Below are 13,246 nucleotides of genomic sequence, written 5' to 3' on the forward strand. Positions count from 1 at the left end.
AGCGGGGAAGCCGCAGCCTTTGACTGTGGTCAAACCGGAAACAAAAAGTACATGACGCTAGAACAGCGGCTTCGCAGCATGCGCAAGACGATGCGTGACATGTTCGGCATCGCCCGATTGCGCGCCGGCCAGGAAGAGATCATTCGCAGCGTGCTGGAACGGCGCGACACACTTGCGACGATGCCGACCGGCGCCGGCAAATCCCTCTGTTATCAGCTACCGGCATTGCATCTCGACGGCACGACGCTCGTCGTCTCGCCGCTCATCGCCTTGATGAAGGATCAGGCGGACAAGCTGCTGGCGGCGGGCGTCGACTGTACTTTGGTGAACAGCACGTTGCGCAGCCGCGAAGAACGGGAGGCGTTGCAACGCATTCTGGATGGTGAGAGCGGCATCGTCTTCGTCACGCCGGAGCGGCTGGCGCAGCCCGCGTTCATGAAGGTGTTGCGGGCGGGTGCCGGACATGGCGTGGGGCTGGTGGTGGTCGACGAAGCGCATTGCGTGTCGCAATGGGGCCATGACTTCCGGCCGGCGTTTCTCGAGATTGCCAGCGCCGTCCAGGCACTCGGCCAACCGCCGGTGCTTGCGCTCACCGCTACCGCGACTCCACCTGTGCTGGACGACATCACGCGGTCATTGGGGCTGCGCGATCCGCGCGTGGTCCGTACGGGGACGTTGCGGGAGAATCTACGTTACCGCGTGGTGCAGGTGAGCGTTGGTGGCGGCAAAAATGGCGCCGCGCGGGCCGCACAGGCCAAGCGCGAGCAGTTGCGCGAAGTGATCGCGTCGATCACGGGGACGGGCATCATCTACACAGCGACGGTACGCGACGCAGACGAGATTTACGCGTGGCTCGCAGAAGCGGGCGAGTCGGTGTCGCGTTATCACGGCAAACTGGCGCCGAGCGCGCGCGAAGCCGCTCAGGAAGCATTCATGTCGGGAGCGACAAGGTTGATGGTCGCCACCAACGCGTTCGGCATGGGTATCGACAAATCCGATATCCGCTTCGTCGTCCATTACCAGATGCCGGGCAGCCTTGACGCCTACTACCAGGAAACTGGCCGCGCGGGCCGCGACGGGCAACCCGCCGATTGCGTGCTGCTATTCGATCTGAACGACCGGCGCATCCAGCAGTTCTTTCTCGCCGGCAGGTATCCGAGCGTCGAACTGGCGTGGCGTTTGTACGATGCGCTCGCGGCACGCTGTAAAGGAGCGCCGCAAGGTGTCACGCTCGCGGCACTGAAGGGCGCATTGCCCGACGTGGGCGGGGGCAAGCTGGAGGTTGCGCTCGGCATGCTGGTCGATGCCCGTATCGCGGGCCGCGACCGTCAGCGGCGTTATCGGGTGCGGGCACGTAACGACGCGCAGGATAGCGTGCATGATGCAGTAGCGAAAGCCGCCGCTCAATTCGAAGCAATGAGCGTCCATGACAAGGAAACGCTGCAACAGATGATCGACTACGCGCAGACCGGCCAATGCCGCTGGCGCGCGATACTCGCGTACTACGGCGATACGCCGTCGATGCAGCGCTGCGGCGTATGCGACAACTGCATGAGTCCACCGTACATTGCGCCGGTGGGGCAGTCGATCGCCGTGGACGAGACGTTGCGCGACGTGGACGCATCGAAACCATTGTCGAGGCCGCATCCATGGTCACCGGGCGACGCGGTACGCGTCCCGAGGTTTGGGGCGGGAGAGGTGGCTTTGGCGAACGGCGAGCAGGTCGCGATCGTGTTTCCCGACGGTAGAACACGGACCTTCATGTCGAGCTATGTAAAGGCGGCCCGCCGTGCGGTCTAGCTCGCCTGTGCGGCGATAGCCATGAGGAAAAGTCCAGCTCCAACGTCGGCGGCAGTTTATCGGCAGTTCTGTTCGCACTCGCCGGCTCCGCGTTCGGGCAAGGGGCAGCGGGGACGGGCGGAGGGCGTGGCAGTGGCGGACAGGGTGGCCCCACTATGGCTAGGCCGCAACTGCTCATACAGCCTTGTGGATTACTTTCCGGACGGTGCCGCCTAGCCACGCGGCGATCCCCGAACGGCTGGCGATTCCAATTGTCCGGCCAGGTCCGAGGACGATCGCGCTAACGCAAAGCGCCAGCAGCAGCGTAACGCGCGGTGCGTCCGCCAGCGAAGCGATCAGGCCGGCTGCGGGAGACCGCGTCTGTCCGAGTACAGCCGGGACCGATGGCGGAGTGCTGTTCGCTGCGAGCAGCGCTGCGCGTGACGCGGCCATTCGCAGCAGGATGGCGCTCTCGGTTTCATCGTCGCCAGGTGCGCGGTTCATTTAAGCGCCTCCTTTAAGGTGTCGAGATCGCTCCGGATCTCCCCCTGCAGTATACGAAACGATCGCGCTGGTTTCTGGGAGCGAACGATCAGCACGCAGACAACAGACACAACAAGCCACATCCCGGCGACACCCCAAACCACGGAAAGGAAATAAGGCGTCCCCCAAGCCGTTGCGATAATCGCGATGCACACAAACGAGAGCGTGAAAAGGCCAGCGACAGCCAGGGCGACCAGTGCGCTTAGCTCACGGACCAGACATTTCCTGGTTTCCTCGAGTTCGACACCGAGGAGCTCACCATAATCGGTGGCTCGTTCGATGCAGAATCTGCCGACGTTTCGCCACTTCGTGACTTTTGAACGCATTGACATTGCGGGACTCCTCAGGGCTGGCGTGCTGCGAAAACGCCGTGGCGATCGTCCGCGTGCTTGCCGACTGCACCTCTTCGGTCTCGTGGAGGGCAAGACGCGAATCGCCTTATTCGCGATCTCTCCGATCGCCGCGGTCGTTATCGGGCCCGGAGCGATTTGCTGCGTGTAACGCGCCCAGGATGAAGCCCACGCCGGCGGCAATCGCCAGCGCCGCGAACGGCCGCTCCACGGTGGACTCGCGTACCACCTCCGCAAAATCGGCATAGAGTTGCTGCGCTTTGCCAGTCAGTTCCTTCGCCGTTCCGCTAACTTGCGCACCGGCATTGCCGAGCAGGTCTCCTGCGGCTTGCTGCACGTCGCCGGCGATCTCTCGTAGCGTTCCTTCTCCTTTCGTCGATTCCATTGTGTGCTCCTCAATTGGGTGCGATCAGGCCGCACGGGAAAGATGCGGCGCCGTAGAAAGTCGAGAACCATGCTTCTGTGCAAAGCGCGGACTCGGCCGGGTGGTGCTGTGCCAAACGTTGCGCAAAACCTGGGCCCAACCCGACAATCCACTGAGCCGCTGATAGGACGTGCAGGCGCACGCCGACTTTCAGACTCCGGCGAGATTTGTCAGATCTGATGCGGAAGGTCGATCGTGTCGTCGAGGGGGATTAGCACAAACGCAATGCCATGGAGAGGGCATAGCCGGGTCTGCGTCGCGCAATCAGCACTTGTCCTGAGAGGCGGCCTGAATGAGTCCGACCATCTTGTCGCCGGCTTCAACAATGCCTCAGCACCTCAGAAGTGGCTGTTGCAGCGCAGTCGGGGAGCCCAGAACGAACGCAATGGCGCCCGCATCGCTCGCGCCCTCATCAGGCGGGCAAGAACCAGAACATGGCGAGGGTGCCAGCGCTTATCGCAATCCTTGCAGCCCAGCGTGTAATGCGCACGCGGCCGGGAATGATGAAGCTCCATGATCATGACCAGTCCCATGTTCGGGACGGAAACCACCTCATTGATCACCGCGCTCAAATCGGTAGCCGTCGCTCAGCGTTGTCTCCGACGATCCCCAACCTGCGTTTTAGCCGCAGCACTTCGCCCGTGAATTTACTGGACGCACCCCATGGATCGGGCCACGAAGCAAAACGACGTTCCGCGGTTTGTGAGTACGTGGGTCAAGGGCAGGCGGCCAGGCGCGGGGCTTGCTCGTGAGACTTATCATCGGGCAGACCGCGGCGTGAAAACCCGCCCGACTCGGACCGGTGCCCGAGGGACATGGTGCACAGCGTCCGTCCGCCGGTGGCGCGTCGCCCTCGTCGGTTGCGTCGCCGGCCTCTGCGTCGCCGTACTATTTCCTTGGTGAATCGGGGCAGCCTCGTACGACCGCGGCCGCGTCGCCAGATATCGTCGTGCCGGTATGGAGCGAGGTGAGTGCGCAATCGTTCGGTCTGCTTCTTCACCGATCCGATACGTGAGCGGCGAGAGCCGCAACGTCAGTTTCCATATCCGGTCGCATTGTGCGCGGGCTTGCTGCACGAGCGCGCCGAGCGGTGTGGACGCGCAGGCTCGCGGCATACCTGGAATGCATTCCGCGCATTTGCTTCCAGCAGGAAACAAAAGATTGATTTGTTGGTTTGGCCTGGGCTGACGTTTTTGTAAGCTCCCATGCCTACAACCGATAAACCGCCGCCGTGCTGCTGGAAAAGATTCCACCTTATTACCTGAATCTGGTCGCGGTGCGCACGGCGGATCTGCATAAGCCTTATGTGGTCGATATCGCCAATGCGTATCGATCGCCCGAGTTCAAGCGCGTCATTGACGAACGCTTTCCTGGCTTCTCAAAACCGGCCGATTGGCATTAAGCACGTTGCGTGCGCCTCCCCGCGGATCGTCGATAGCCATCAACGTGCTCCCGGGCGGCGGCCGGGCGGTTGCTCCCATGCGTCGGCCGATCGGGTCATGGGCTGAGGGTGAGCAGGACCGACACGAGATGATGCAGTGTGCCGCTAGCATAGGCAGTCATGATGGAAAAGAGCGACCCATCGCTCGCGCCCGAAATTTCCCTGTGAATGCACGCCAGAATGCCGGCGACCAATAACACGGAGCCTACCCGCTTAACGGAGCCGCGATGGAGGTCCGATGGCAGTGACGCGTTTTCCGTCGCGTCGTCGAGCGATCGACGAGCGAGATTTCCGAATCCCTTCATGATGGCCGGCGGATCGATTGGGAACATATCGAGTGTCGGCAATCAGTCGAGCGTGTCGAACCAAGTTTTTTGCATATCGATAGCAGTACAACGGCTTAACGCCGCAGCGCCTATTGATCTGCCGATTTATTCGGGACGTCATAAGCAATTGCCAATTCGATGGTAGGCGTGCGTCGCACGTGCTGGTCCAATAGACGATTAGCCCTTCCGCGCCGAACCGGATGCGTGCCGCTGTCAAATGGCAACAGGCCGAAGCATGCGAGCGGACGGGTCTCCACAGTCTGTATGAGCCATCATGTCCAATCCCGAAACCAGCTCTGTCCAGTCGCGCGTGCCGACCCGCCCCGATCCGGCACGCGTCGCGCGGATCGCCGATGACGCGGCGGCGCTCGCCGCATCTCAAACACTCGCCGCCGTTTTCGCGGTGGACGCCGCCGAACGCGACCGCCAGCGCCGGCTGCCATGGGACGAACTGGATCTGTGGTCGGAAAGTGGTCTTGGCGCTATCACCGTGCCGCGCGAGTATGGCGGCGCCGATGTGTCGTACGCGACGCTGGCCGAAGTCTTCGTGAATCTCTGCGCGGCCGATCCGGCGCTCGGGCAGATTCCACAAAATCATTTCGGGGTGCTGGGCGTTCTGCGCGAAGTCGGCACAGCAGCGCAGAAAGAGCGTCTGTACGGAGAAGTGCTGGCAGGCCAGCGGCTTGGCAATGCCGGCCCGGAACGTCGCTCGGCGGCGGCCGCCACGGTCCTGCAAGGCTCGACGCGTCTCTATACGACGCCTGACGGCTTGCGCCTCGACGGGCGGCGGTTCTATTCAACCGGCGCATTGTTCGCGCACCGCGTGCCGGCGCGCGCGAGCGACGACCAGGGTCGCGCCGTGCAGGTGTGGGTGCCGCGCGATGCGCCGGGCCTTACCGTGATCGACGACTGGTATTCCTTCGGCCAGCGCACCACAGCGAGCGGCAGTGTAGTCTTCGACCAGGTGCCGGTCGATCCGCAGGACGTGCTGCCGATCTGGCAACTGGCTGAGCGTCCCGGTCTGTTCGGCCCGACTTCGCAACTGATCCAGGCGGCGATCGACCAGGGTATTGCGAAGGCCGCCGTCGCCGAGGCGCTCGTCTTCGTGCGCGAACGCGCGCGGCCATGGGTCGATTCGGGACTGGAGCACGCCACCGACGACCCCTACATCATCGCCGATATCGGCCGCCTGCAGATCGACCTGCACGCAGCGCATGAAGTGTTGCTGGAGGCCGGCGGCACGCTCGATGAAATCGGCGCTCAGCCGATCGATGCCGAAGCCAGCGCGCGAGCGTCCGTCGCCGTGGCTGAAGCGAAGGTGCTGACCACGCGCATCGCGCTTGAAGCAAGCGAAAAGCTGTTCGAACTGGCGGGCTCGGCGTCGACTCGCGCCGCACACAACCTCGACCGCCATTGGCGTAACGCGCGCACGCATACGCTGCACGACCCGGTCCGCTGGAAGTATCACGCCGTGGGCAACTTCTATCTCAACGACAAGCTGCCGCCGCGGCATGGCGCGTTGTGACGGCGGAGCCTTCCGGACGGTGCGGCCCGCGCGGCGGCGCTCGAATCGGGCGCCGCGAATCCTGGCGATCAGGCGATCCCCTTGTCGGACGTCAAGCGGTTCACGGCGCTGCCGGACTTCAATGTGGACACACCAACTGGCCCTACGTCAGCAACCATCAGCAGTTGATCTTCAACCTGGACGCGCCGGTTCTCAAAGCAAGGCCGTGCGCAAAGCGATATCGCAGGCGGTGAATGTCAATGCATTGAACCGTGTGGTGTGGTACGGCTACGGTCAGGTCTCCGCCGCCGCCATCGGCGTGGCCAATACGAGGTATCACGACGCCGACATCCACTACTTTCCATATGACATTGCTCAGGCCAATGCCGCGCTGGACGCGGCCGGGCTCAAGCGCGGTCCGGACGGAAAGCGGTTCAAACTGCGGCTGCTGTTCAATCCGTTCCAGGACCCGCGCGCCGCTGATTTTGTCCGCCAGTCTTTGGCGCGTATCGGAATAGATGCCGAGATAGAGAGCTATGATTTCGCGACTTATGTGAAGCTATTCATTCAGTTCCAGCAGATCGTGCATGACGACATTGCGTCGATTGAGTTCGGCGCGAATCCAATATCACCATTGTCTCGAAGAAGGTGAAGAACTACGCGCCGACTGGTGAAGGTTTGCGAGGGAATTTGGCTGATTTGGTTATTCAGCAGTAGGTTAGGGACCGGTTTGGGTTTTGTCACCGGCTCCTTTCGAAGTGAGCGTAGCCGGTCCCGGGTCGCGCGCGAGGTGGCGTGCGGTCAGAAGAAAGCGCCGGTGGGCGGAAGCTGGCCGGTCAGCAGGTTCTGCCCGAGTAGCCGCTCCTTGTACAGGCGCGGGTTGTGCGAAGCGATCACCTTGATGTTGCGCCAATGCCGGTCCAGTGCGCCCACGCGAGACACGACCGAGCCCGACCCAAGGTCGATCAGCCAACTGGCGATCTGCGGGGCGAGGTCGTCGATCACGACCTTGGCTTCCGCCGCCGAGAACGTCGCGGCCAGCGTAGTGTCATATTCGTCGGCCGTTCCATAGCTATCCCAGGCATGCTGCAGCGCTGCCACGGCGCGATCGGCGGTTGCCTCGACGCTGGCGGCATAAGCGCGAATCCGGCCAAGCAGCGTTTGCAGTACAGGCTCGTCGGCGGGATGCGCAGCGTCGCCGTGATAGAAGTTGCGCCCGCGGGCGCGCAAAACCTCGACGGCGTCCAGCGCTACCCGCCGCACGATGCCTGCGATGCAGTTGGTCAGATAGACCTGGTGAAAGGTGAATCCCCAGGGCGCTGCTTCGTCAGTTCGCGGCGCGTCTGTCGGGTAGACATGAGTCGCGGGCACGGTCACGGTATGAAACTTCGCCGTACCGGAGCCCGTCAGGCGTTGACCGAATCCCTGCCAGTCGTCATCGTCGCTGACGCCCTGGCCTCGGTCGAGCACGTATTGCACCGTCCGGCCCTCACGGCTTTCCACCGCCAGGCCAACGAATGCGTCGTTGTAGAGGTTGCCGGTCGCGTAGACCTTCTCGCCTGAGCCGATATACACGCGTCGCGCTTCATCCCATTCGAGCCGGCTCAAAACCTGGCTCGGACGCGCGCCGGCCGCCACGGCATCGCTCTCGGTGAAACTGAGGCCGACGGTTTTCTTCTTCTTCGTCAGATCGAGAACGTGCGCATGGAACGGATGATCTCGCCGTCTGAGCGCCGCTTCGACCTGCCAAAGATGATTGCGAAAAGCGTGAGCAATGTTCGAATCCGCCGCCGCGACGTCGCGCGCCACGACGAACAGCCCGCTCAACGACACGCCTCGCCCGCCGGCGTCGACCGGCAGGCGCAGCGCGCCGAAGCCGAGCGCCTTGAGCATCGCGATCTCCTCGTGCGGCAAACAGTGATTCCGTTCCCGCTCCGCCGCGCTCGATGCGATATCGGCAATGGTCCCGGCGAAGCCGAGCGTTGTGGACAATGGTGAAACGAGTGGGGTTCCCATGCGTGCCTCATCAAACCTTGACGCTGTAATCGGCAACCTTGATTCGCGAGTTGATGATCTTGCGATCCGCGAGCCAGTCGGCGGCGCGTTGGAACTGCGCGATGAACGCGGCGTCGTCGGGTTCGTGGAATTGATTCACGCGCTTGAGGCTCGTCAGATAGTCGCGCACCTGGTCCGGATATTTGGCTTCCTTCTGCACGAGCAGTTCGGATTCGGCGGAATGCGCCGACTGCCACGCGCCCTCGACGTAGTACGCATCGATCACTGCGCGAATCAGCTCGGAATTCTCTTCGGTAAATTTTCGACGCGTCACGAGAGAGCTGTAATCGATCAGAAAATCGAGGTCGCGTCCCTCGTTGAAAATGTCCCTGGCGTTGTTGGCATAGCGTGAGATGTCCACGGCCGGGGACCACATCGACCATGCGTCGACTACGCCTTGTGCAAACGCTGGCGCGGCATCGGGCGGATTCAGGTAGACGAACTCGACCTTGCTGCGGTCGATGTGATGCTTTTCCAGCGCCGCAATCAGCAGGAATTCACCCAATCCCGACCGGTTGATCGCAACCTTGCGGCCCACCAGATCGGCAACCGAATTGATACCGCTCGATTTCTTCACGATGATCGCAGTCGAGCGCGGTGAATAGATGTCGAATGCATTGAAGACGAGGGGTGAGCCGGCCAGCATCGCCGCCAGTGCCGGCGTCGTCGATCCCCAGAAGCCGAAATCCGCGCTGCCACCGACCACTGCCTGAATCGACGGTGCATGGTTCGGGAACGGCCCGACCCATTCGACCTTGATGCCCTTTGCCGCCAGGGTCTTTTCGAATACGCCGCGCTGCCTGGCAATGTCCGGCAGGCTACCGTATCCCCACCCGACACGAACCGTATCGGTGTTGCGTGTCAGCTTGCGCGGCTCGGCTGCGCGAACCGGAAACAGACTGCTGGCGGCGGCGCCGGCCAGCAGGCCACCCGCCGCGCGCAACAGTTGGCGGCGGCTCAGTGAAGAATCGTTCATCCTTGTCAGGTCCTTGGAGTCATGCGAAAAAGCGCTCAGTGAGACTGAACGCCGAGCTCTTCGAGCAGGATCGGCCGCAGTGCCTGCGGCGTGTGGTTTTTGGGTTCGAAGGAAGCTGCGATGCGCCCCGAGCGCATCACAAGAATCCTGTCGGCGAGCGTGAGCGCCTCATCGACGTCATGCGTGACGAGCAGCACGCCGGGGTGATGGCGCTCGACGAGTTCCTTGACGAGTCCGTGCATCTTGATTCGCGTGAGCGCGTCGAGCGCCGCGAACGGTTCGTCGAGCAGCAGCAATGCGGGATCGCGGACGAGGCCGCGCGCCAACGCCACGCGCTGCGCCTGACCGCCAGACAGGTTGCGCGGCCAGTCGTCTTCCCGGCCGGACAGGCCGACTTCGGCCAACGCCCGCGCGGCTCCGGCACGACCGACCGTTGTTTCATGACCGAGCGCGACGTTCTCCCACAGCGTCGCCCAAGGTAGGAGCCGGTGCTCCTGGAATACGACGGAAGGGCGTTCGGGCACGCGGATCTGGCCGGCGTCGGGCAGATCGAGCCCGGCCAGCGCACGCAACAGGGTGGTCTTGCCACATCCGCTTTCCCCGAGCAGCGCGACAAATTCGCCTTCGCGGATATCGAGGTCCAACGTATCGATGACGACACGGGTGCCGTAGCGGCGCTGCAGGCCGCGTACCGATACGGCGAGCGGCGACCGGTTCACTCGCTCCTCGGTGAGAGCCGGAACAGCGGTATCCTGGGACAATGCAATATCAAGCGTCACTTGTGCGCACCTTTGGTGTAATTCGCGTGCCATGAGAGGAAATGCGCTTCAAGCAACCGCACCAGCGCGTCCGCCACGACGCCAATGATCGCGTAGATGATGATGGTCAATAGAATGACATTGGTCTGCAGGAATTCGCGTGCATCCATGGCCAGAAAGCCAATGCCTTTCGTCGTCGCGAGCGTTTCGGCGATGACGAGCGCGAGCCACGCATGAGCGAGTGCATAACGGACGCCCGTCAGGATCGACGGCATCGCACCAGGCAGAATGATCCGTCGCACGACCGCGGTCCGGTCCAACCCGATGACCTTCGCTAGCTCCATCAGCTTCGGATCGATCTGACGAATCCCAAGCATGGTGTTGATGTAGATGGGGAACAGGACTGCGAGCGAGACCAGAAAGATTTTCGCCACCTCGCCGACGCCGAACCAGACGATGACGAGCGGCAGCATCGCAAGAAAGGGAACGGCGCGCACCATCTGGATCGAGCGATCCAGTAACGCCTGCGCGAGCGGCGAGAAACCGACCAGGATGCCAAGCGCAAGTCCGATCGCTCCGCCGATTACAAAGCCTGCGGCGGCACGCAACAGTGAAACGCCCAGGTGAACGAAGAGATCACCGTTTCTGGCCAGATCCAGCGCGGTTGCCGCGACGCTGCTCGGGGCGGGAAGAACCTGAGGGGTAATCAGTCCAACGCGCGATGCAACTTGCCACAGCACCAGCAGCATCGCTGGAACGATCCACGAAAGCCACCGGTAGAGCGCGCCTTTCGACACGCCCAGGTACAACCGGGTCGATGCGACGTGGCTGTTGCGGGAATAAGTGACGTCAGCCATGTCGGTTCCAGATTAGCCATGAAAGAGGACTGCTCCAAGATGGAGCCAGTACGGATCAACACACCTCACAGCGGATTCATTTGCCGGCGAACCGGACGATGAACATTGATCGGCAAAAGGCGGTACCTCGCGAAGGCGAGTCTGTTATTAGAGGCCGACTGGCATTGCGATGACAAACAGTTTTTTATGCTTTGCTTTTCTGTTGTGACGCATTACCCGAGGTGGCCGATACCTGGCGCCGCGCGACACGGTCGTTCATGTTTCTGATAGGTTTGCTCGCTACTGGGGTGCGCGTCGGACCGTTTGAGCGCTCGTAAGGGAAATCGCGTCAATCCGTGAGAGACAGGCACAATACGCGGCGGCGACGCCGCACATGCTTTCCGTTCGACATTCGAACCGACTGACGCCGCGTCGCCGGAATCCCTTTTTGAGGCAGTAATGATCCACGATATCCCCGACCGCTCCGTCACATCCACCCGCATACGAAACTCGCCGCGCTTCCTGCTGTTCCTGATCTGCCTGTTCGCTTCCGCCGGGCAGCTCGCTATCGATATCTACGTGCCCGCGCTGCCCGCGATGGCGCGTTTCTTCGCGACTTCGCCTCACGCAATCCAGTCGAGCGTTTCCGGCTACATGGCGGCCTACGCGGTCGGTCAGCTCGTTTTCGGGCCCGTAGCCGACGCGTACGGACGCAAGCGCGTGCTGGCTTTCGGTCTCGTCATTTATACGATCGGCTGCCTGCTGTCGCTCGCCGCGTCGAATCTGGAAACGTTCATCCTCGCCCGCTGCCTGCAGGGCTTCGGCATCGCCACCACCAATCTGCTCGCGAAGGCGATCATCACCGATTCATTCTCCGGGCAGGCACTGATCCATGCGTTCACCTACATGGCAATTGCGTGGGGGCTCGCGCCGATCGTTGCTCCGGTGATTGGCGCCCACCTGCAGACGTGGTTCGGCTGGCGGGCCTGCCTCGTCTTCCTGCTCGCTTATTCGGTTGTGATGTGGGGGCTGCTGTGGCGCTATCGTGAAACGTTGCCGCGCCCGGTGCGCCTGGAGCTGCGCACGCTGACGACAAACGCAGGCAAGGTACTCTCGAGCCCGGTGTTCCAGAGCTGCTTCCTCGCACAGGGTCTGTGCTACAGCATTCTGCTCGTGTTCAACATCGTCGGACCGTTCATGGTGCAGGACACGTTGCACCAGCCGCCGACCTATTTCGGCTACCTGGCGCTCGGCATCGGGATGATGTATTTCCTGGGCGGCCTGTCGAACCGCGTGCACGGCCGGCGTCTGCCGACCGCGGAACAGCGGCTGTACATCGGTGCGTACTTGATGGCGGCGACGGCGATTGCCATGCTGTTGCTTGCGTTGACGGTCGGCCTGCGCGTATGGACGCTCGCCACGCCCGTGCTCGTGATGGGACTTTGCGCAGGTGCGATGTATCCGACGTTGATGGCCAAGGGGAATTCGCTGTTCCCGCACATCGCGGGCCTGACGAGCGCGATCCTCGGGTGTGCACTGCTGCTGGTGTCGTCGGCGATGATGGGGCTTGCCGGTTTCTTGTCGGTGCAGGACCTGACGCCACTCGCGGTGTTCTTCGTGATTCTCGCATTCGGTGTCGTCGGGATGGTGATCAAGCTCCTGCGACATCTGGCGCAACCGCAGCCCGGCGCAGTTGCCCCGCAGGCTCGGGAATCAATGTTCTCCTGATATCCGAAGCTATTTTTGTTCTTTGGGGATGCGCGTCGGATTGCTATCGTAAGGCGGACCACGGCATCGGCATGCTTGCCACCGAGCACCCACGCATTCGGCGCGAGGCCCGCGGCGATCGCCGCCACGACGAAGAACAACATGTCGGCCATAAACACGCGATAACGGCCGATGCGGTCGGTCAGATAGCCGCCGAACAGCGCGCCGAGAATCGCCCCGAATGTGATCGCCGACGAGACGAAGCCCACCTGGACCGGCGAAAGCGAAATTGCCGCGCGATGCCCTTGATCCCATAGGCGAGCGAGGTCAGATCGTAAGCGTCGAGAAAAACGCCGCCGAGCGCGATCGCGATGACAATGCGCGCATTGCTGCCTTTTGCCGCGCCCGCGTTGACGATGCGCGAAACGTCTTGCGCGCTGCGGATGACGGCCGGACGCGGCGCGCCGTCGGCGGCGGTTTGTGAATCGGTGACGGTGGAGGGGAATGTCGCGGTGGACATAAATTTCGTTTCGCATGATGGCTGAAG

12 protein-coding genes and 2 pseudogenes are annotated in these 13,246 nt (G+C 62.4%); 5 read left to right on the forward strand and 9 right to left on the reverse strand.

The genetic code is table 11. The annotated features are described in order from the left end of the window. Positions 1 to 51 precede the first annotated feature (51 nt). The gene (locus PQR53_RS30115; protein ID WP_408462327.1) at positions 52 to 1,800 is read left to right on the forward strand and encodes a RecQ family ATP-dependent DNA helicase; all 1,749 of its coding nucleotides are present in this window, start codon (positions 52 to 54) and stop codon (positions 1,798 to 1,800) included. 174 nt (positions 1,801 to 1,974) lie between these two features. Here PQR53_RS30115 and PQR53_RS30120 read toward each other — a convergent pair whose 3' ends face one another. From PQR53_RS30120 to PQR53_RS30130, 3 genes are all read right to left on the reverse strand, one after another. Beyond that, positions 1,975 to 2,283, reverse strand: coding sequence for a hypothetical protein (locus tag PQR53_RS30120; RefSeq protein WP_408462330.1), 309 nt, complete (start codon positions 2,281 to 2,283; stop codon positions 1,975 to 1,977). Continuing rightward, positions 2,280 to 2,654 carry a phage holin family protein gene (locus tag PQR53_RS30125; protein ID WP_408462333.1) on the reverse strand — a complete coding sequence of 125 codons (375 nt, stop codon included), beginning with the start codon at positions 2,652 to 2,654 and terminating at the stop codon, positions 2,280 to 2,282. Before PQR53_RS30125 ends, PQR53_RS30120 begins: the two co-directional genes overlap by 4 nt. A 106-nt stretch (positions 2,655 to 2,760) precedes the next feature. Next, entirely contained in the window at positions 2,761 to 3,057 is a 297-nt protein-coding gene (locus PQR53_RS30130) for a CsbD family protein (protein WP_408462336.1), read from the reverse strand. Between the two features lie 1,261 nt (positions 3,058 to 4,318). Here PQR53_RS30130 and PQR53_RS30135 point away from each other — a divergent pair. After that, positions 4,319 to 4,498: pseudogene (locus PQR53_RS30135) on the forward strand (MetQ/NlpA family ABC transporter substrate-binding protein); the annotation flags it as partial. Positions 4,499 to 4,593: 95 nt separating this feature from the next. Here PQR53_RS30135 and PQR53_RS30140 read toward each other — a convergent pair. Next, positions 4,594 to 4,869, reverse strand: a complete 276-nt coding sequence (locus PQR53_RS30140) for a hypothetical protein (protein ID WP_408462339.1) — start codon at positions 4,867 to 4,869, stop codon at positions 4,594 to 4,596. 268 nt (positions 4,870 to 5,137) lie between these two features. On the opposite strand from PQR53_RS30140, the gene PQR53_RS30145 reads away from it, so the two are divergent. Further along, entirely contained in the window at positions 5,138 to 6,388 is a 1,251-nt protein-coding gene (locus PQR53_RS30145; protein WP_408462342.1) for an SfnB family sulfur acquisition oxidoreductase, read from the forward strand. A 121-nt stretch (positions 6,389 to 6,509) separates the two neighbouring features. Next, positions 6,510 to 7,019: an ABC transporter substrate-binding protein gene (locus tag PQR53_RS30150; RefSeq protein ID WP_408462345.1), complete on the forward strand. Its 510-nt coding sequence runs from the start codon at positions 6,510 to 6,512 to the stop codon at positions 7,017 to 7,019. A 149-nt stretch (positions 7,020 to 7,168) separates the two neighbouring features. Here the strand turns inward: PQR53_RS30150 and PQR53_RS30155 are convergent, their stop codons facing one another. The 4 genes from PQR53_RS30155 to PQR53_RS30170 are packed head-to-tail and all read right to left on the reverse strand — an operon-like array spanning position 7,169 to position 11,013. Then, entirely contained in the window at positions 7,169 to 8,383 is a 1,215-nt protein-coding gene (locus PQR53_RS30155; protein WP_408462348.1) for an acyl-CoA dehydrogenase family protein, read from the reverse strand. Positions 8,384 to 8,393: 10 nt separating this feature from the next. Beyond that, positions 8,394 to 9,398 carry an NrtA/SsuA/CpmA family ABC transporter substrate-binding protein gene (locus tag PQR53_RS30160; protein ID WP_408462351.1) on the reverse strand — a complete coding sequence of 335 codons (1,005 nt, stop codon included), beginning with the start codon at positions 9,396 to 9,398 and terminating at the stop codon, positions 8,394 to 8,396. A 35-nt stretch (positions 9,399 to 9,433) separates the two neighbouring features. Next, on the reverse strand, positions 9,434 to 10,177 hold the full coding sequence (locus tag PQR53_RS30165; RefSeq protein WP_408462354.1) for an ABC transporter ATP-binding protein: 744 nt from the start codon (positions 10,175 to 10,177) through the stop codon (positions 9,434 to 9,436). After that, complete coding sequence (locus PQR53_RS30170; protein WP_408462357.1) at positions 10,174 to 11,013, reverse strand: ABC transporter permease subunit; 840 nt, start codon at positions 11,011 to 11,013, stop codon at positions 10,174 to 10,176. The genes PQR53_RS30165 and PQR53_RS30170 overlap by 4 nt, the downstream gene beginning before the upstream one ends. Positions 11,014 to 11,451: 438 nt before the next feature. Here PQR53_RS30170 and PQR53_RS30175 point away from each other — a divergent pair, with 438 nt between their 5' ends. Then, positions 11,452 to 12,720, forward strand: a complete 1,269-nt coding sequence (locus PQR53_RS30175; RefSeq protein ID WP_408462360.1) for a multidrug effflux MFS transporter — start codon at positions 11,452 to 11,454, stop codon at positions 12,718 to 12,720. 77 nt (positions 12,721 to 12,797) lie between these two features. Here PQR53_RS30175 and PQR53_RS30180 read toward each other — a convergent pair. Beyond that, positions 12,798 to 13,219 (reverse strand): annotated as a pseudogene (locus PQR53_RS30180) (MFS transporter); the annotation flags it as partial. Between the last annotated feature and the right edge of the window lie 27 nt (positions 13,220 to 13,246).

The sequence above is a fragment of the Paraburkholderia fungorum genome (assembly GCF_046027605.1).
Taxonomy (GTDB): Bacteria; Pseudomonadota; Gammaproteobacteria; order Burkholderiales; family Burkholderiaceae; genus Paraburkholderia; species Paraburkholderia fungorum_F.